The sequence below is a fragment of the uncultured Winogradskyella sp. genome, from assembly GCF_947498005.1.
Classification (GTDB): domain Bacteria; phylum Bacteroidota; class Bacteroidia; order Flavobacteriales; family Flavobacteriaceae; genus Winogradskyella.
In genome coordinates this window covers 92816-112419 of record NZ_CANMIW010000008.1, presented here as the reverse complement: position 1 = coordinate 112419, position 19604 = coordinate 92816, and the positions used below count along the sequence as shown (strand labels likewise).

Sequence of the window (19604 nt, the reverse complement as noted above, 5' to 3'; positions counted from 1 at the left end):
TTTATATGAAAAGTTTACTTTCAAATTTAAAAATAGCTGTTCCAGATAAAATTTATATAAAAGACCCAGAATCTTCTAATTTAGGAAAGCGCATCATAGAGCATAGTATTTTGCTAATTGATGAGATTGGTTTCGACAATTTTACGTTTAAAAAATTAGGTGTAAAAATAGGTTCTAACGAGAGCTCAGTTTACCGTTATTTTGAAAGTAAACATAAGCTATTGTTATATTTAACCTCATGGTATTGGGCTTGGGTAGAGTATCAAATGGTGTTTTCTACATTTAACATGCCAGATAAAACAGAGCAATTATTAAGAGCTATAGAAATTGTAACAAAGTCAATAGAACAAGACGATACATTTACGCACATTAATGAGATTGTACTGAATAGAATTATTGTCAATGAATATTCAAAATCGTATCTAACCAAAGAGGTAGATAGTGAAAATATGGAAGGCTATTTTGTGGTTTACAAACGATTGGTAACACGAATTAGTGATATTATAAATACTATTAATCCAGATTACAAGTTTCCAACAAGCTTAGCGAGTACCATTTTAGAAGGTGCTTTACATCAGCATTTTTTAAAAGATCACTTTAAGTCTATTACAGATTGTAACGATCAAGTTTCTCCAACCGAGTTTTTTAAAGAACTAACTTTTAATGCAATTAGTAAGTAAACACTATGAATACTAAAGAAATTATGTCTCCTTGGCAACGACTTGTAGGTTTGCTAAAATTAGAAAGAAGAGACTTGCTGCAGGTTATATATTATGCCATTTTTTCTGGAATTTTGGCACTGACATTACCCTTAGGAATACAAGCTATTATTAACTTAATTCAAGGTGCACAAGTAAGTACGTCTTGGATTGTTTTAGTAGTATTAGTAACTTTGGGTGTCGCTTTTGTTGGTATACTTCAGTTGATGCAAATGCGAATTATTGAAACCATTCAACAACGTATATTTACCAGAGCATCTTTTGAATTTACGTATCGTTTTCCAAAGATTAAAATGAACGAAATTCGAAATCATTATCCGCCAGAATTAGCCAATCGTTTCTTTGATACATTAAATATTCAAAAGGGATTAGCAAAGATTTTAGTTGATATTCCTGCAGCAGTATTACAGATTATTTTTGCGCTGATACTATTATCATTTTATCATCCGTTTTTTATTGCTTTTGGTTTCTTATTGCTTTTGCTAATCTATGTGGTATTTAAGTTTACCGCTCAAAAAGGAATGGATACAAGCTTGTTAGAATCTAAGCATAAGTATAAAGTAGCGCATTGGATACAAGAAGTGGCAAGAACCGTTATTAGCTTTAAATTATCTGGTAAAACGAGTTTAGCGATTAATAAAAATGATGATTTGGTTGAAGATTATTTAAAAGCCAGAGAAAGTCATTTTAGAATACTTGTTATTCAGTTTGTGCAGATGATTGGGTTTAAGGTTATCGTCACTGCAGGATTATTACTTATAGGTGGATTACTCGTTTTAAATCAAGAAATGAATATTGGGCAATTTGTTGCTGCAGAAATTATTATTCTACTCGTTATAGCATCTGTAGAAAAGCTAATATTAGGTTTAGAATCTTTTTATGACGTTTTAACATCAATTGAGAAAATTGGTCAAATCGTAGATAAGGATATTGAAAGTCAACATGGAGATAAGCCTATTTTTGATGAAGGTATGGAGATTGAATTAGACAATGTGTCATATGAAGTACCAGATAGAGAAAAGCCAATACTAGAGAATATATCTTTAAAGATTAATAAGAAAAGTAGAATATTAGTTAGTGGAGAAAGTGGCTCAGGAAAATCTACATTATTCCGAATTATTTTAGGAATAAATCAGCCAACTTCTGGGAATGTTTACGTCAATAATACTTCTCTAAATCATATAATGACTAATTATTACAGGTCGCATTTAGGCATGTCGTTGTCACAAGAATCAACTTTTGAAGGTACAATTAAAGAGAATTTAACCTTTGGAAACTCAACTATATCAGATGAAAAAATACATCATGTATTAGATAAAGTAGGATTAACCACTTTTATAAGAGATCAACCAAAAGGATTGAGAACAGTAATAAATGCAGAAGGAAATGAATTGTCTTTTACAGTAGCTAAAAAACTAATATTGGCAAGAGCCATTATAAAAGAGCCTAAAGTATTAATTCTTGAAGATCCATTAGACCGATTTAACCAAGTTGAAATGAAAAGTATCATTAATTATTTAACAGATAAGAGTCGACCTTGGGCATTAATAGTAGTAAGCACTAGTAAGAACTGGAAAGAGAAATGTAACGAGCACATTTTACTAGATAAAGGAAGAGCTTCCATAAAAAACGTATAACCATGCTAAATATATCTCATAATCAGTTAAATAAATCTGTAGACATTACAACGTCTAAATCAGGTAAGCGTGTTTTTCACGCTAAATATTTCAGTTATTTTAATCGCTTTTTGGGTGCTTTTGCAATTTTCGGGATTATTATCTTGTTTTTGCCTTGGACTCAAAATATAACGAGTAGTGGGCAAGTAACAACTTTAACTCCAGATCAAAGACCTCAAACCATTCAGTCGCCAATTCCAGGAAGAATTGAAAAATGGTTTGTACGCGAAGGAAATTTTGTTTCAAAAGGAGATACCATAATGCAAATATCAGAAATAAAAAGTGAGTATTTTGATCCTAATTTGGTAGAGCGTACAGCACAACAACGCGATGCAAAAGCGCAGTCTGTTGGTTCTTACAGTGAAAAAGTAAAAGCATTAGATAGACAAATTGCTGCTTTGGATAACGAACGAAATTTAAAATTAGAACAAGCTAAAAACAAATATCTTCAGTCTAAATTAAAAGTAAAAAGTGACAGTATTGATTTTGAAGCAGCCAAAACAAATATTAGAATTGCGCAATCAAAATACAACAGAACCGAAACTTTAGAGCAAGAAGGGTTTAAAGCCACAAAAGATGTTGAAGATGCTAGATTAAAACTTCAAGAAACGGAAGCAAAGTTAATTTCTCAAGAGAATAAGTTATTAGCAAGTAAAAATCAAGTGATTAATGCACAGGTAGAAATTTCTAGAGTAAATGCAACCTATGCCGATAAAATTTCAAAAGCTCAAAGTGATAAATTTACAGCGCAGTCTAGTCAGTTTGATACAGAAGCGCAAGTCTCTAAATTAGATAATGAATATTCTAATTACCAGATGAGAAACGATTTAAGATTTATTAAAGCACCATACGATGGTTACATAAATAAAGCCATTAGAGGAGGTGTAGGCCAAACCTTTAAGGAAGGCGAAGCTTTAGTTGGTATTATGCCAGCACAAGTAGATTTAGCAGTAGAAACATTTGTAGAGCCAATAGATTTACCATTACTACATATTGGCGAAAAAGTGCGTGTACAGTTTGATGGATGGCCAGCAATTGTATTTAGTGGATGGCCAAATGTGTCTTACGGAACTTATGGCGCAAAAGTGGTGGCCGTTGAAAATTTCATAAGCTCTAACGGAAAATTTAGAGTACTCTTAGCACCAGATGAAGAAGACCAAAAATGGCCAGATGCTATAAGAGCAGGCTCTGGTGCGCGCACGATGGCACTCTTAGAAGATGTGCCTATTTGGTTTGAGTTATGGAGACAGTTAAATGGATTTCCACCAAATTATTATCAACCAGAAGCTACTGCAAAATCTAAAGAGAAATAATGAAACAATTTTTACTTTTTATAGTATTATTTGGTGCTAATGCCATGGCATGCTCTCAAACTATAGAGCAGCAAAATGTGTTGCGTTTTGATGAGTATTTGGGTTATGTTAAGAAGTTTCATCCTGTTGTAAAACAAGCAGAATTAGTTATAGATGAAAGTTTAGCAAAGCTTCTAAAATCTCGTGGAGCATTCGATCCTAAGTTAGAAGTAGATTATGCTAAAAAGCAATTTAAAAACACAACCTATTATGATAAGCTTAACGGAACTTTTAAAATACCAACATGGTATGGTGTTGAATTGAAAGCTACATTTGATGAAAACTCTGGAGATTATCTAAATCCTGAAGCATTTGTGCCAGAAGATGGTTTGTACAGTGCAGGTGTTTCTGTACAATTGGGACAAGGCTTTTTAATCAATAATAGAATGGCATCTCTAAAACAATCTAAATTATATAAGGAGCAAGCCATTTTAGATCGTGATATTTACGTTAATAACATTTTGTACGATGCATCACTCGTTTATTTTAAATGGTTGCAAGCTTACAATGAACTAAAGCTTTTTGAAAATATTCTTAGTAATGCAGAACAACGTTATTTAGGAATTAAAAAAGGCGTAGAAGTTGGAGAAAATGCAAGCATTGATGTCACTGAAGCGAGAATTGCGGTTAACAATAGAAAGTTAGGCTTAGAACAGGCAAAAGTAGCTTTAATGAATGCAACGTTAGAATTGTCTAATTATTTATGGTTAGAGAATAATATTCCTGTAGAATTACAGCCAAATGTAATTCCAGATGTAAATTCCGAAGCGATTATAGATGCTACATTTAGCATCAATAAATTAGAGAATGATGAAGTGTTTCTAAATTCACATCCAAAAATGATGTCTTTAGATTATAAACTTGAAAGTTTACAGGTAGATAAAAGATTAAAGTCTAATAAGCTTTTACCAAAAATTGGCGTAGATTATAATTTTATTACGGAAAATCCAGATGTGGCTAGAACTTTCAATACTGCAGAATATAAAGGAGGACTAAATGTAAGTTTCCCTTTGTTTTTAAGGAAAGAACGTGGCGATTTAAAATTAGCAAAAATCAAAATTCAAGATACAGAATTTGAAATAAGTGCAACTAAGGTAAATCTTCAAAATAAAATAAATGCTCTGAAAAAAGAATTGCAGTCTTATACGATTCAAAATGAAATCACAACAGAAATGGTATCTGATTATCAACTTATGCTAACAGCAGAAGAGCGCAAATTTGACCTAGGTGAAAGTTCATTGTTTTTGGTTAATTCGCGTGAATCCAAATTAATCGATGGTCAATTAAAAGCGTTTCAAATTCAGAATAAATATTTTTCTACAAAGGCAAAATTGTTTAATAGTTTGGCTGTAAATCCTGAATTATAAATAGTATTTTTACGGTATACAAATTATACAATGAACGTACATTTTATAGCAATTGGTGGTGCAGCAATGCACAATTTAGCCTTAGCACTTCACAATAAAAGTTATAACGTCACAGGCAGTGATGATGAAATTTTTAACCCTTCAAAATCACGATTAGAAGCCAAAGGATTATTACCAGAAACCTTTGGTTGGTATCCCGAAAAAATTACGTCTAATTTAGATGCGATTGTTTTAGGTATGCATGCTAAAGCTGATAATCCTGAATTGCTAAAAGCCCAAGAATTGGGTTTGAAAATTTACAGCTATCCAGAATTTTTATATGAACAATCCAAACACAAAACTCGTGTAGTTATTGGAGGAAGTCATGGGAAAACAACAATTACATCAATGATACTGCACGTTTTGCATTACCATGATAAGTATGTAGATTATATGGTAGGTGCACAGCTTGAAGGTTTTGACGTCATGGTAAAACTTACGGAACATAATGATTTTATTGTTTTAGAAGGCGATGAGTATTTAAGTTCACCAATAGACAGACGACCAAAATTTCATCTATACAAACCTAATATTGCGTTGTTAAGCGGTATTGCTTGGGATCATATTAATGTGTTTCCGACGTATGACAACTATGTAGAGCAGTTTAGCATTTTTGTAGATTCAATTGTTACAGGTGGAAGCATTAATTATAATGAAGAAGATTTAGAAGTGAAACGCGTTGTTGAGGCCTCAGAAAATCAAATTAGAAAAATTGCTTATGCTACTCCAGAATATACAGTTGAAAATGGAGAAACGTTACTAGAAACACCAGAAGGACCAATGCCAATTGAAGTTTTTGGTGCACATAACCTAAACAATTTAGCTGGTGCCAAATGGATTTGCCAACACATGGGAATTGATGAAGAAGATTTCTACGAAGCTATTTCTACTTTTAAAGGTGCAAGCAAGCGATTAGAGAAAATTGCAGAATCTAAATCAAGTGTAGCTTACAAGGATTTTGCCCATTCGCCTAGTAAAGTGGAAGCAACCACAAAAGCCGTTAAAGAACAATATAGCGATAGAACGTTGGTGGCTTGTTTAGAGTTGCATACCTATAGTAGCTTAAATGCAGAATTTCTTAAAGAATATAAAGGTGCTCTAGATGCAGCAGATGTGGCAGTCGTATTTTATTCACCACATGCTGTTGAAATTAAAAAGTTAGATGAGGTTACTAAAGACCAAATTGCAAATGCTTTTGAGCGTGATGATTTAATTATTTACACGAATCCGGAGGAATTTAAAGACTTTTTATTCTCTCAGAATTTTGATAACAAATCACTGCTATTAATGAGTTCTGGTAATTATGGTGGATTAGATTTTGATGAAGTAAATAAATTGTTTTAATACTATATACTTATTCTGCCAAACACTTCTTTTTTACATTGGTATAGTAATTGCAAAATTAAAACCATGAAGAAATTATTATTATCATTAGCATTTAGTTTTGGGTTTTTAGTTGTAATTGCACAACAAGAATTTCATGTTTTTCCAAAGGATCACACGGAAACACCAGGATCTCATCTAGGAAATGGAAGTTTACAAAACCCTTGGGATTTACAAACGGCTTTAGGTCAGTCTTCTGAAATTGTTAATGGAAATGATACTATTTGGTTACATGAAGGTATTTATAATGGTCGTTATTCTTGTACTTTAAATTCTACAATAGAAAACCAATACATCACAGTAAGTGCTTTTAACACAGATAAAGTTGTTTTAAATGGAAACGTAGAATCTACGGAACAACAAACCTTAAAAGTAAGAAGTAAGCGTGTTATATTTCAGAATTTTGAAATAACTTGGTTAGGGGAGTTTTCGAGGCAAATAGATGAAAACGATGGTCTTAAAGCTGGAGTAGCAGGTATTAACCATCTTATAGGGGAAAATTGTAAGTTCATTAATTTAATGATTTATAACAATCCAGGTCTTGGTTTTGGTACTTGGAAAAATACAGGAGGTACGTTAATTGCAAATTGCTATGTTTTTAATAATGGCACACTAACACCAGAAGGAAAAGGAGCAGGTGAGGGGGTTTATGTTCAGAATAATAGTGATACAGAAACCAGAGTACTAAAGGACAATATTATTTTTAATAATTATTACAAAGGTGTGGAAGTTTGGTCTGCTACTAAACATGCAAAAACCGATTGGGTAAAGAATGTTACTTTAGACAATAATGTAATCTTTAATAGTGGTCTACCTTCAAATTATAGAACTGTAGATAATATTATTGTAGCTACTGACGATAGAGATGGTGTTAATATTGCGAAAAATATTGTGGTAAAAAACAATATATTATATCACAATACTGATTTTAAATCTAATGTAATAAATGGAGATGCTGCCTCGCTAACTATAGGTTTTCATAAAGGCGCACCAGTAGAAAATGTATTGGTTGATAATAATACTATTTTAGGTCGAAATAATGCGATGAGAATTGCATACGCCAAATCATTAACCTTTACTAATAATAAGATCTATTCTGGTTATATACATCTTTTTAGTCTTAGTCCTGAGCAATGGAATTTCAATAATAATTTGTATTTCACTAAAAAAGGAAGTGCGTTTAGACGCTCTAAAACAGAAGCATATACGCTGAAAAGCTGGCAATCTAAAATTAATTTGGATGCCAATAGTCAATGGATGAGTTTTAAAGCATTTGATTTAGATCCTGTTTTAGATATCACGCAAAATGAGTATAAACCTAATACCTATAGGGTTGTAGTGTTTAATAAAAAGGAAGAAGATGTTGTGGTAGATTTTTCTAATTATAATATAAAAGAAGGGGTAACATATAAGATGCGAGATATTGAGAATTTTAATGCCATTTTAAAAATGGGAACTACTGAAAGTTCTTCAAAAATCTCGTTTCCAATGACGCTAAATAATGGTAATCCTCACAAAACATTAGACAATTTTGGTGTATTTATTATAGAATTTCAACAAGATACTAAGCAGGAAATAATAGAAGAATCTGAAGTAGAATCAACAGATGGCAAGAAAGATGGTTTTTTTAAAAGGTTCTTTCGTTTTCTAGGTTTTTAATATAATCAACTACTCATTCTCAATCTTCTCAATCATTTCTCTAAATAAATTGAGGAGATAAATTAATTTACTCGCGTCACCTGCAGCTCTAAAACGTTGGTTTTGAATTTTTACACCATACCAATCTTGTTTACCATTTTCATTAAGAACCCATTTTATTTCAAGATTTGCAATTGAAGTTTTTGAGATATCTATTTCAACATCCCAACCTGGATTGTCTAAGGTGGTAATCTGAATTGCATCTCCATGCTCCCAGTCTCCATCACAATTAGATTGAAACCAATCTTGTATCCATTCTAAAATTTCCATTCTGTATTAAGCTTTAAATAAGGTTAACAATCTTGCTTCAAAAAATTAAGTGCTTCCGATGTTTTACTTGGTATAAATTCTATGAGTTCATAATCTGCCAATTCATTAATTTTAAAAGGATCTTCTAAGATTATATTCTCCAATTTAGATGTACTTGTCATAGGAGATAATATAACACCTCCTGTTCTCGGTTCTTTGCGACCAGAAGCTATAAAGTGTCCTAATTCGTAATGTTTGTTCAAAAACTTTATATGTGCATCTATAAATTGATCAATAACGGTCAATTCGGTTTTGTAAGTTATATTAATGATAAACATAGGTCAGTTTCAGGTTTGATATATTGTAAATTTAAATCTCTTGTACAAATTCTAAAAACACACTTTTATGAAGTTCTAAATCCATATCAGGAGAAAGTGCTACTCTGGCAATATAATCTTTGTCTCCTTCTTTAGTTGTGCCCTGTGTTGAGGTTGCAGGTATCGTCCAATACACACCTTTTAGTTGGCCGTAACTCACACAATATTTACTCTCATCAGGAATTTTAGTAATCATTAAATCAATTAATTTATGATTTAGTGCTCTTTTGTATGTTTCCTTTTCTTCAGGTGTGTCGCCTTTAGTTGGCAAGTCTAGTGAAAACACAGATGGTGTAAATCCTTGTGAAGCTAATTCTTCTGAAACAAAATTGATTTTGGCATCTGGTAAGTTGTCATGTATAAAATTAACAAAAGCTCTTGTATTGGTGTAAGCATCTGCAATTCTTTGATTCATCGATGGCATTTGCTTTGCTAATAACTCATACTGTAGTGCAGTGGCTTCATTATCGCAAAGGTCTAAATGTAAACCTATGTTGGCCATTAGGTCTTCGGCTTTTTTGTTAGCAACACAATAACCAGCCGTACATTTTCCGCCACTCGGAAATTTAGAACCACTCACATAAGAAATTGTTCTGACCACAGAAAGCGTATCGTTTTCACCTAAAAAGTGAAAATTAGGACAAAATGTTTGGTCTAATATAAAAACAGGATCTATAGCTGTTTCTCCACTTGCAGTTTTACGTACTTTACTTAGCACGTCTTTAAGCGCTTCCAAATCCGGAACTTCAACACGTGGATTGGTTGGGATTTCTGCAATGATGTATGGAATAGCATCTTCTGCTGCTACTTTAGCTAAAACGGCATCAATACTTTTAACCATATCATTATCGCCATCAACTTCTAAATCAACAACATCTACATGGTCTAAACATGCGGCAACTCGTCTGGCTTGGTCATTAGTACCACCATAACAATTGGTTGGTACAATAAATTTAATCGTTTTGCCTTTGTGATTCTCTAATGCCGTATGAATTAAACCCATCATTATAGCATACTGAATAGATAAACCACTAGAACCAACAACAGCTTGTGTTGCCGAATTTGTAATGGTGTTGATCTCGCTTAAAACACTCGCTTTGTCTTCAGAATTAGTTTGTTTTACTTTGAAAGACGTTTGCTCAGTAAGCGCTTTTAAAGCTAACAGAGCATCAGAAGGCGTCATAGCAATGGTTTCTCGACGTCTTACATGCTGAATATCTGAAATGTAATTATTGTTTTTCTCTCCATTAACAATTAAAATGCTACCTAATTCTTGATAAAGATTTACATAGAAATCGACATTAGGATTAAGTTGAAGGGCATCAATTTCGTTGTGTTCCGAAATAAAAATAGTGCTTCCATCGTAGTCTGAAACATCTTCTAATCGTTCCACTTTTACAAGTTCAAAATTATAACCGTAAATACGTTTTATGAGGTCTGCATTAAAAGATGTTGGCAATGCATTAGTATATATAATTTGAGTGTTTTTATTCGCGAATAGATTAGCTCTTAATACAGATAAAACAGGAACTGTTTGTGATGAAAAACTAATTACGCTTTCCGATTCTAAGCTATATTGTTTTGCGATTGTCCATTCTAATACAGAAGATAATGGATGACCTAATCTAATATAATCGTATGCTGTTGGTAAATCGTAGAGTGCTGATTTTTCAGAATTACCGTTAGCATATAGTGCTTCAAACTCATCTAAAAATTGAGTTTTAGCTAAACTTTCATTGTAAATATCTAAACGATGCGTAGTTAAATTTAACCAATCGTTTGGCATATTTTTTAATACGGCTTTTATGTAATCTAATAGCTTTGGTGCTTTCATAATTTCCACTAATTAATGGGATGCAAAGATACGTTAGTTGGGTTTTTGATGAAAGCCTTACATGGTGTTTGTTTAGACTAAGATTAATATAAATATTTATAATACCAAAAGTCCAAAACCACGCAGTATATCCACAGGTTTAGAATACCAAAACAATTCAAAATTTTCAAATTGATTTTCAAAATTGGTTTTTAACTGTTTAAATGTTTGAGGTTGCTGTTGCGGTGTAAGGCCTGCTAAAGTATCTAAAAGCCAAAGTCCTTTTTGTTTTTCGAGAGTAATTTGATAGCTTTCTACAGCATCATGAAACGTAAATTCTAAATAGTTTATGATTTTTCCTTTTTTTGATTTAGAAAATTCAGAAATTAAAGGTAAACCACCTAACCACGTGATTTTAGCACTTGGCTTAATAGTAGGTTCTACTTCTTCTGCTAAACAGTTATAGATGAAATCTGGAGAAATTGTAGTTTCAGGTACTGTGAAATCAAACCAATCATGTAATGGTAAATCAAAGCCAATACCATGCATAAAATTAAACAGAGATTTCTTTAAACCATAACTAAATTGCGAATGATCTATCCCTGTAGAATCTGAAAAGTCCACATCATTATTAGCAAAACTTATGGTTTTATAATTTGGAGTAATCCCATAATCTTCAGGATGCAAACCTATAGGACTATGCGCTGTTAAGGCAAATTGGTGCCAAAAACCAGATTGCAAAATTCCGTTTTCAAAAAGCTGGCGAACCATTTCTAAACTATCTACTGTTTCTTGCGTAGTTTGTGTGGGATACCCATACATTAAATACGAATGTACCATAATATTGGCTTCCGTAAAATTGCGCGTAACTTGTGCTACTTGTGTAACAGTTACACCTTTGTCTATTAATTTTAATAAACGATCAGAAGCTACTTCTAAACCACCAGAAACGGCAATGCAGCCAGAAGCTTTTAGTAAAAGACAGAGGTCTTGTGTAAAGTTTTTTTCAAACCTAATATTTGTCCACCATGTAACGCTGAGGTCTCGTTTTATAATTTCGAGCGCTAAAGCTTTCATTAAAGAAGGAGGTGCAGCTTCATCTACAAAATGAAATCCGGTTTCTCCTGTTTGTGCAATTAGTGTTTCCATTCGGTCGACCAAAAGGCTAGCAGCGACGGGTTCGTAAATTTTAATATAATCTAAAGAAATATCGCAAAACGTACATTTTCCCCAATAACAACCATGAGCCATGGTTAGTTTGTTCCATCTGCCATCACTCCATAAGCTGTGCATTGGGTTGGCAATTTCTATGACAGAAATATATTGGTCTAACAACAAGTCTGAATAATCTGGTGTACCAACTTCGGCTTGTTTATAATCTGGTGATGTGCTGTTATTTTTGTAAGTAACAACGTCATCTAATAGTAAATAGGTGCGTTTAAATTCTTGTTCTGAGACGCTTTGCTTTGACTCTGATTGACAAATGTTTTTATAGAGCAATTCAATTGGTAATTCACCATCATCTAAGGTAATAAAATCAAAAAACTCAAAAACTCTAACATCTTTGACAGAACGTAATTCGGTATTAGGGAAACCACCACCCATTGCAATTTTAATGTCAGGATAATTTGTTTTTATGTACAGTGCGCAACGAAAAGCACTATATAAATTACCAGGAAAAGGCACCGAAAAACAGATTAGTTTTGGTTGCGTTTCTTTAATCTGACGATCTAAAATTTCTAAAGTAACTTGATCAATATATGTGGCATCATCTTGTAATTGCGTATAAAGCGCATTGAAAGAATTGGCGCTTTGGCCCAAACGTTCTGCGTAACGACTAAAACCAAAATCTGGATCAATACATTCTACAATAAAATCGGACAAATCTTCAATATACAAGGTAGCTAAATGCTTGGCTTTATCTTGCATTCCCATAGAGCCAAACGCAAAATCCATGTCGTCTAATTGGTCAAAACGAGAGGCTTGTGGTAAAAATCCGTCACTACAAATTTGCCTAGCATAGGTTTGGTTTTTCCCTTGAAGAAATAAAATAATGTCATCTAAAGATTTTAAATAAATTTCCTTCAGTGCATAAATACGTTGACAGTTTTCAGATTGAATACGGTCATTCTCAAAAGCAAGATTAAATAAGTCCTGAAACGTAGATTTAGAAAATAATTCTAAAATTACCTCTATACCCAAATCCATTTGAAAAGACTCAATTCCTTTTGTGTTTAAAAACCCTTTTAGATACGCTGTGCCAGGATATGGTGTGTTGAGTTGAGTAAATGGAGGCGTTATGAGTAAAAGGTCTTTCAATATTTCGGTTTAAAAATGTTGCTACAAATATAGACCTAAAAATATTCAGTATATTGAAATAATAGCATCGAGAACTGTAAAAGTTAACACCGATTCTCGATGTATTAATTCCGTTTTACACCAACTAAATAAAGTTATAATAGTGTTTTAGTCTTTTTTGTCAATAGGACAAGTACGTATACCAAATATAGTATACAGCGGACAAAAACTAACTAGACTAGTTAAAACAAAAACACCTGCTAATACTAATAATAAAATACCTAATGTTCCTGAAATTGTTCCTGTAAAGAATAATATACCTACTATTATAGCAATTACAAATCTTATGATTTTGTCAGTGTTACCCATGTTTTTTTTTCATCTTATGTAAATTTTAAATGTTGTTGCATCATTGCAAGACAAAAGTAATGGGCATTTTTAAGCTGTGCAGTGACTGTAGTCACCAGTCGTTGATAATTTTTATTTCGCCAGAATTTTGAACCACTTTTTCGTCAGTTTCAAGCTTTTTTAAAACTCGAGTAATAACTTCTCTTGCAGTGCCGAGTTCGTTTGCTAGTTGACTATGACTCATTTTAATAGAATTACTATTCGTTAGTTCCGTTTTCTTTTTAATGTGGTCATACAGTCTTTTGTCCATTTTATCTAAGAGTAAATGACCAATGGTATCTAATAATTCGGAATAGCGTAAATTAAACTGATTGAAAAAGAGTTCATTGAAATCTGGATATTCTTTAAGCCAAATAGGTAGATATTCAACAGGTACTAGTAATATTTTTGAATCTTCTTCTGTTGTAGCACATACTTTGCTCGGCGTATTTTTAAGAGCAGCATAGAATGTCATTACACAACTTTGAGCAGGCTCTATGTAATAGAGTTGTAGCTCTTTTTCGTCAAATCTAGAGTAAACCTTAACAAGGCCATTGAGTACAATAGGCAACACTTTTACGTATTGTGCTTCTCTTAAAATTTCAGTGCCTTTTGGAAATTCTTTTAGTAAAGATTTATCATTTAATTCCTCTATTAATTTAGGCTTTAAAAAGGATAAGATGTTTTTATCAAATTCCATTTTTTTTATTATTTGAATTCGAATGCGACCGTTTTATAATTAATATACGGAAGAAATATAGCTAAATTTTTAAAGACTATACGCTTATCCATTCTTTAAAATCTCAGCAACAGCTTGTTGGTAAGCTCTTGGATTATTCGCTTTTTTAATTTTCTTAAACGTCTTTTGTGGATTAGAAAACGACTGCGCAAAGTATTCCCAGAAGCCTTGCATTTTCATTTTTATTGGTGTTGGTCCTGATAAGGCTTCATCGTATTGATGGTAAATAGTGTCATGAAACTCTCTAAAGATATCCCATCGGTTTTTAGGATGTTCTGTAGTGTCATTTTTGATCATACTTGGTAAAAACGGATCTGCTATGAGTCCTCTGCCAATCATAAAATGATCTATACTAGGAAATCTAGTTTGCATCGCTTTTAATTTAGCAACAGAAGTAATATCGCCATTATAGTACAATTTGTGTTTGGTGCTTTCTATACATTTTTGAAAAGCATCTAAATTAACACCGCCTTTATAAAGTTGTTTACCAATGCGAGCATGTATAGCAATATTCTTTAATGGATAAGCATCTAGAATAGGAAAGGCATGTAAGATTTCTTCAGGGTTGTCATAACCCATTCGCATTTTCATGGATACTAAAATATCTGTTTCAGAATGCACACGATCTAAAATGTGATTAATTTTTTCAGGATCACAAATTAAACCGGAACCCATTCCTCGGTTAGTGACCATTGGGTAAGGACAACCTAAATTCCAGTTCAATTCTTTATAACCCAATTCTTGAATGTAGTCTACCACAAACAGAAACTCATCTGCATTATTAGTCATTATTTGCGGAATAACCTCGAGTTCTGTGTTGTGTTCTATTTTTAAATCGCGTTGATAAGAGTTCTTTATAATTAACTTTTTGTTGAATCTTATATATGGTGCATAATAAGTGTCAATGCCGCCAAAATAGTGGTTAAATGCATTTCTGAATCTAAAATCAGTAAACCCTTGTAATGGCGATGATAAAAGTGTAATTGACATTTTAGGTGCTGATTTTTATGGAAGTTAAGAAACGAATGTCGTTGAATTATTTCAGAAAGTCAAATCTTGATGCCGTAATAATAAATTTAATTTTTTTACGTTGGTAAAAGTAACAATCCTTAACCAATCGCGCATAAAGCAGTTCTACGTTTCAACCAATAATCAATCACTAAAGTTATGAAACGAATTGTTTATGCCTTTGTTTTCGCCTTTTTAGTATCGTCTTGTGCTACTGATACTGATGAGAATTTCCAAAATCCTGATTCTAATTTTTACGCACTTACCGTTGGTAATCAATGGGTCTATAAAAACTACAAGTATAATAATAGCACCCAAGAATATGATGAGATAAACGTCATAGATTCTGTGAGTATAGTTGGTACAGAGTTAGTTAACGGAAATACGTATTATAAATTTAGACAATTAACTACAGGCAATGAAAACGGCATAGCATTTTGTAATCCTAATGGTGAACATTTTGAATTATTAAGAGATTCTGTAGGTTATCTGATTTGGGAAACCGGAAAAGTTAAATATGCCAATAATGATTTCTCTGCCAGAACAAGCGCAGAACTCGGTTTTGCGACAATTTACGATCAATTAGTTGCTGTAGATAACGAAATTACAGTAGAAGCAGTTACGTTTGAAAGTACATATTCTCAACGCTATGCCATACAATCAAATGGCGAACAAGCTAATGCTTTAGATCACTTTTTTTATGTCGATGGTATCGGTTTAGTTTATGATACATCTTCTCTGATGAGTGAAGAAGTACCAAAAATAAAAAGACGTTTGGTGTCTTATGTGGTTCAATAAATATGGGTTTGACTTAGAAATTGGATAAGTTGAGTTCTTTAAGAAATTGCCACATTTTTGTTCTAAATAGTTTTTTATCTTCGTTTTTAAATTTACCATGTTTACCATTCGGAATGGATAAAAATTCTGTAACGACGTTGTTGTTAACTAAAGCTTCATAAAGTTTCACGGATTGTGAATAAGGAACAATGGGATCTGCATCGCCATGCACAATAAATATTGGAGGACTGTCTTCGGTAACATAATACAATGGAGACACGGATTGTGTGAACTCTGCATCGAGATAGTTCTTTCCCAACCATCGTTTGGCAGACTTCCATTTTGCAAGTGGTACTAAATCGGTAACACCATATTTGTTTATAATAGCTGCTATCTTTATTTCGCCTTTGTATGTGCAATCTTCATCGTAGATTGAATTGTTGCCAAGTAGTCCTGCCATAAGTGCCAAGTGTCCTCCAGCAGATCCACCCATTATGACTATTTTATTAGTGTCTATATTTAATTCTTTCGCATTATTGTAGATATAGATTAATGCACATCTCACGTCCTCAATCGCTGCAGGTGCAGGAGCAACATCTACTAATCGATATTCTACATTAGCGACGGCATATCCATTTTTAAAAAAGGAACCAAAACCAGATTGAGATTCTTTTTCGCCATGATTCCAACCACCACCATGAATATTTAGTAAAATTGGTGTTGACTCTTTTGCATTTTGCTCAGTGTACAAGTCTATGCGACCTTCCCATTCATTAACGGTTTTGTAAACTACATCAAGTTGAGAGGTGTAACCTTTAGGGAATTTTACTGGTTTATATTCTTTTTCTTGCGCAGAAATTATACAGCAAAATGCTAAAATAAAACTGGTAATCAATGCATGGAACTTCATGTTTATTTTAAATGTTTTTTAAAAAATGCAATGGTTCTTTGCCAAGATAATGTTGCCGCTTCCTTATCATACCTTGGTGTTGTGTTATTATGAAAGCCATGATTAACATTAGGGTAAATATAAGCTGTGTGTTCAATTTTGTTTTCTTTTAAAATGGCTTCGTAAGCTGGCCAACCAGCATTTACTCTAGTGTCTAATTCGCCATATTGAAGTAAAAGTGGAGCTGTGACTTTTGCAGCGTCCTCTGCTTCGGGCTGTCTACCATAATAAGGGACTGCCGCTGCTAAATCTGGTATACGGACAGCCATCATATTAGAAATCCAACCACCAAAACAAAACCCAACTACACCAACGTTACCATCACAGTTTTCGTGGTTTTTTAAGTAGTTATATGCTGCGATAAAATCTTCAAGCATTTCTTGCTGGTTTCTCTTTTTTTGCATCGCTCTACCATCATCATCATTTCCAGGATATCCACCAAGTGGAGATAAGGCATCTGGTGCTAATGAAATAAAACCTTCTTTTGCGGTACGTCTGCCAACATCTTCAATATATGGGTTTAATCCTCTGTTTTCATGTACAACAATAACACCTGGTAATTTTGTTTTGTTATCCTTTGGTTGAGATAGTAGTCCTTTAATAGTTCCGCCTCCTTTAGGAGAATCGTAGGTAATAAAATCAGAATCTAAGGTAGGGTCATCTGGTTTTACTAATAACGTATTTATATAGTCTGGAGACATAAAATTCATTAGCGAAGAAAGCGTAACTCCACCGACAGCGTATAACGATAGCTTTTCTACAAATTGCCTTCTGTTCAATTTATTGTGTGCGTAATCATCATATAGATCAAAAACTTCTTGCTTTATATCTTCTTTTTTTAAGTCTTTCATAATGCTATTTTTTTCTATTAATATAAGATTTTTTATTGGCCTGTCAAAAAACGATTAATGTCCAAATTAGATACCCAAGCAAAAGTGTTCTTGCTGTCCAATTTAATGTCCTTATCCAATTTGTTTTAATCACTTTCGTGATTAATTCAGGGGAACCTTCTTGCATTAATTTTAAATGGATAGGAACTTGAAAAATGAAAGTGCTTAACCAAATAAAGGTTAATAATACCATATTTAATAAGTGTAAGTTATCTTGAAAATGATACAATAGAATGAGACCTGTAATTAACTCAATAACCATAACAGGAACTGTAATAAAGCCTGTAATAACATTTTTACGTTCATAACTAGGGAATTCGTTTCTTTCAATAGCTCTAAAAAGTGGGTAGTGTACAATTTGTACAAACCAGCATAACCCAGTCATGAATATCGTAGCAACTAAATGTATTATTAGGATGATCTTCATTTAAAAACACGATCTAGAAATTGTTTAATACTCTCTTGGTTTGCTTTAATTAATTCTGCTTTGGCCGTTTCTTTGTCTTTTGGTTTTTTATCTTGAGAAAGTTTGAATTTTCCTTCCCAATCGGTAATGGAAATTTTAAACATTTCTATGTATTTTAAATTTTTGTCTAATCTAGGATTTTCAGATTCTAAAACATAGTTGTGTTCGGGCGCTTCTAAAAATTCTGTCATTGTGATTAACGATTTTTTTAAAGCCATTTTGTCTTCTATAGCTTCAACTTTTCCTTTTATATGTACTTTAATATAGTTCCATGTCGGTAATTGAGTAGTAGAAAAAATACTAGGAGAGATATAACATTCTGGACCTCCAAAAATAATAGTAATGTCTTTATTATCTTTCAATAATTGTGCCTGAGGATTATAAATATCTATATGGCCAATGAGTGTTTCATTATCATAAATTAAAGGTAAATGTGTTATAAACGGTTGGTTTTCCTTAACTGAAATAACAGTGGCTAAAGGATAGTTTTTTATAACCTCTATTAAATGATCACGGCTGTCGTCTTGATGGTGTTTTGGTGGATAGTTCATTTGCTATTATCCTGATATTGTTTCAAGATATTGATTTATGTCATTATAAAGTTTGTAATATTATTGAAAATAATGATACTTGAAATTTACAATTTTTTATCTTTAAAGCATGGCAGGGAATCCAAATTCATTTTCAATTAAAAATTGGTCGCTAGATGATCAGCCAAGGGAAAAGCTAAGAGACAAAGGAAAAGCAACTCTAAGTGATGCAGAGTTGATTGCTATTTTAATTGGGTCTGGTAATAGAGATGAAAGTGCTGTGGCTCTTTGTAAACGGATATTTGCTAGCGTAGATAATAATCTAAATGCTTTAGGGAAATTATCACTTGCTCAGTTAATGGAATTTAAGGGTATTGGCGAAGCTAAAGCCATAACTATTGCTGCAGCTTTAGAATTAGGAAAGCGAAGACGGTTAGAAGAGGCACTTCAATTAGATAAAATTACCTCAAGCCGTTCGGTATTTAATGTTATGCAACCCATTATTGGCGAATTACCACATGAAGAATTCTGGATTCTATATCTCAATAACTCTAATAAAGTCATTAAAAAAAATCAACTAAGTAAAGGAGGTATTACAGGTACTTTAGTAGATGTAAGATTAGTACTTAAAAATGCACTTGAAGTAGGAGCAGTGGCACTAATCCTTGCACATAACCATCCCTCTGGGACGCTGATACCAAGTAAAGCAGATAAGGATATTACCAGCAAATTAAAATTGGCATCGCAAAGTTTAGATATTTCTGTATTAGATCATTTAATTATTACTGAGAGCGCCTACTATAGTTTTGCAGATGAAAGTATTCTTTAGAACGTCTGTTTTTATTAAACGAAAACATAACCAACCAAATTAGTTATTTCAACTTTGG

19 protein-coding genes are annotated in these 19604 nt (G+C 32.7%); 8 read left to right on the top strand and 11 right to left on the bottom strand.

Annotated elements, in window-relative coordinates; genetic code table 11:
• Positions 1 to 5: 5 nt before the first annotated feature.
• The 6 genes from Q0891_RS14570 to Q0891_RS14545 all read left to right on the top strand — a co-directional run bounded on the left by Q0891_RS14570 (position 6) and on the right by Q0891_RS14545 (position 8195).
• Positions 6 to 680: a TetR/AcrR family transcriptional regulator gene (locus tag Q0891_RS14570; RefSeq protein WP_299102736.1), complete on the top strand. Its 675-nt coding sequence runs from the start codon at positions 6 to 8 to the stop codon at positions 678 to 680.
• A 5-nt stretch (positions 681 to 685) separates the two neighbouring features.
• Complete coding sequence (locus Q0891_RS14565; protein WP_299102735.1) at positions 686 to 2356, top strand: peptidase domain-containing ABC transporter; 1671 nt, start codon at positions 686 to 688, stop codon at positions 2354 to 2356.
• A gap of 2 nt (positions 2357 to 2358) precedes the next feature.
• Positions 2359 to 3708: an HlyD family efflux transporter periplasmic adaptor subunit gene (locus Q0891_RS14560; RefSeq protein WP_299102733.1), complete on the top strand. Its 1350-nt coding sequence runs from the start codon at positions 2359 to 2361 to the stop codon at positions 3706 to 3708.
• Positions 3708 to 5114, top strand: a complete 1407-nt coding sequence (locus Q0891_RS14555) for a TolC family protein (RefSeq protein WP_299102731.1) — start codon at positions 3708 to 3710, stop codon at positions 5112 to 5114. Before Q0891_RS14560 ends, Q0891_RS14555 begins: the two co-directional genes overlap by 1 nt.
• A 30-nt stretch (positions 5115 to 5144) precedes the next feature.
• A complete protein-coding gene (murC, locus tag Q0891_RS14550) occupies positions 5145 to 6497 on the top strand; it encodes a Mur ligase family protein (RefSeq protein WP_299102718.1) in 1353 nt (450 codons plus the stop codon).
• Between the two features lie 66 nt (positions 6498 to 6563).
• A complete protein-coding gene (locus Q0891_RS14545) occupies positions 6564 to 8195 on the top strand; it encodes a hypothetical protein (protein WP_299102716.1) in 1632 nt (543 codons plus the stop codon).
• Positions 8196 to 8204: 9 nt separating this feature from the next.
• Here the strand turns inward: Q0891_RS14545 and Q0891_RS14540 are convergent, their stop codons facing one another.
• From Q0891_RS14540 to Q0891_RS14510, 7 genes are all read right to left on the bottom strand, one after another.
• Complete coding sequence (locus Q0891_RS14540) at positions 8205 to 8504, bottom strand: immunity 53 family protein (protein ID WP_299102714.1); 300 nt, start codon at positions 8502 to 8504, stop codon at positions 8205 to 8207.
• Between the two features lie 23 nt (positions 8505 to 8527).
• Entirely contained in the window at positions 8528 to 8821 is a 294-nt protein-coding gene (locus Q0891_RS14535; RefSeq protein ID WP_299102712.1) for a YciI family protein, read from the bottom strand.
• 31 nt (positions 8822 to 8852) lie between these two features.
• Complete coding sequence (locus tag Q0891_RS14530; protein WP_299102711.1) at positions 8853 to 10694, bottom strand: PLP-dependent transferase; 1842 nt, start codon at positions 10692 to 10694, stop codon at positions 8853 to 8855.
• A gap of 96 nt (positions 10695 to 10790) precedes the next feature.
• On the bottom strand, positions 10791 to 12992 hold the full coding sequence (locus Q0891_RS14525; protein WP_299102709.1) for a radical SAM protein: 2202 nt from the start codon (positions 12990 to 12992) through the stop codon (positions 10791 to 10793).
• Between the two features lie 147 nt (positions 12993 to 13139).
• Complete coding sequence (locus Q0891_RS14520; RefSeq protein WP_299102698.1) at positions 13140 to 13340, bottom strand: DUF2892 domain-containing protein; 201 nt, start codon at positions 13338 to 13340, stop codon at positions 13140 to 13142.
• Positions 13341 to 13431: 91 nt separating this feature from the next.
• A complete protein-coding gene (locus Q0891_RS14515; protein ID WP_299102696.1) occupies positions 13432 to 14058 on the bottom strand; it encodes a Crp/Fnr family transcriptional regulator in 627 nt (208 codons plus the stop codon).
• 84 nt (positions 14059 to 14142) lie between these two features.
• Positions 14143 to 15087 (bottom strand): tRNA-dihydrouridine synthase family protein, encoded by a 945-nt coding sequence (locus Q0891_RS14510; protein WP_299102694.1) that lies wholly within the window; start codon positions 15085 to 15087, stop codon positions 14143 to 14145.
• Positions 15088 to 15264: 177 nt separating this feature from the next.
• Here Q0891_RS14510 and Q0891_RS14505 point away from each other — a divergent pair, with 177 nt between their 5' ends.
• Positions 15265 to 15903, top strand: a complete 639-nt coding sequence (locus Q0891_RS14505) for a hypothetical protein (RefSeq protein WP_299102692.1) — start codon at positions 15265 to 15267, stop codon at positions 15901 to 15903.
• Positions 15904 to 15916: 13 nt separating this feature from the next.
• On the opposite strand, the gene Q0891_RS14500 is transcribed toward Q0891_RS14505, so the two are convergent.
• Genes Q0891_RS14500 through Q0891_RS14485 form a run of 4 tightly spaced genes read right to left on the bottom strand, consistent with a single transcriptional unit; the run spans position 15917 to position 18738 of the window.
• Complete coding sequence (locus tag Q0891_RS14500; RefSeq protein ID WP_299102690.1) at positions 15917 to 16792, bottom strand: alpha/beta hydrolase; 876 nt, start codon at positions 16790 to 16792, stop codon at positions 15917 to 15919.
• 2 nt (positions 16793 to 16794) lie between these two features.
• On the bottom strand, positions 16795 to 17682 hold the full coding sequence (locus tag Q0891_RS14495) for a dienelactone hydrolase family protein (protein WP_299102688.1): 888 nt from the start codon (positions 17680 to 17682) through the stop codon (positions 16795 to 16797).
• 43 nt (positions 17683 to 17725) lie between these two features.
• The gene (locus Q0891_RS14490) at positions 17726 to 18148 is read right to left on the bottom strand and encodes a hypothetical protein (RefSeq protein WP_299102686.1); all 423 of its coding nucleotides are present in this window, start codon (positions 18146 to 18148) and stop codon (positions 17726 to 17728) included.
• Positions 18145 to 18738: an FMN-binding negative transcriptional regulator gene (locus Q0891_RS14485; protein WP_299102684.1), complete on the bottom strand. Its 594-nt coding sequence runs from the start codon at positions 18736 to 18738 to the stop codon at positions 18145 to 18147. Before Q0891_RS14485 ends, Q0891_RS14490 begins: the two co-directional genes overlap by 4 nt.
• Before the next feature lie 109 nt (positions 18739 to 18847).
• Between Q0891_RS14485 and radC the strand changes: the two genes are divergently transcribed.
• Positions 18848 to 19546: a DNA repair protein RadC gene (radC, locus tag Q0891_RS14480; protein ID WP_299102682.1), complete on the top strand. Its 699-nt coding sequence runs from the start codon at positions 18848 to 18850 to the stop codon at positions 19544 to 19546.
• The last annotated feature ends 58 nt before the right edge of the window (positions 19547 to 19604 follow it).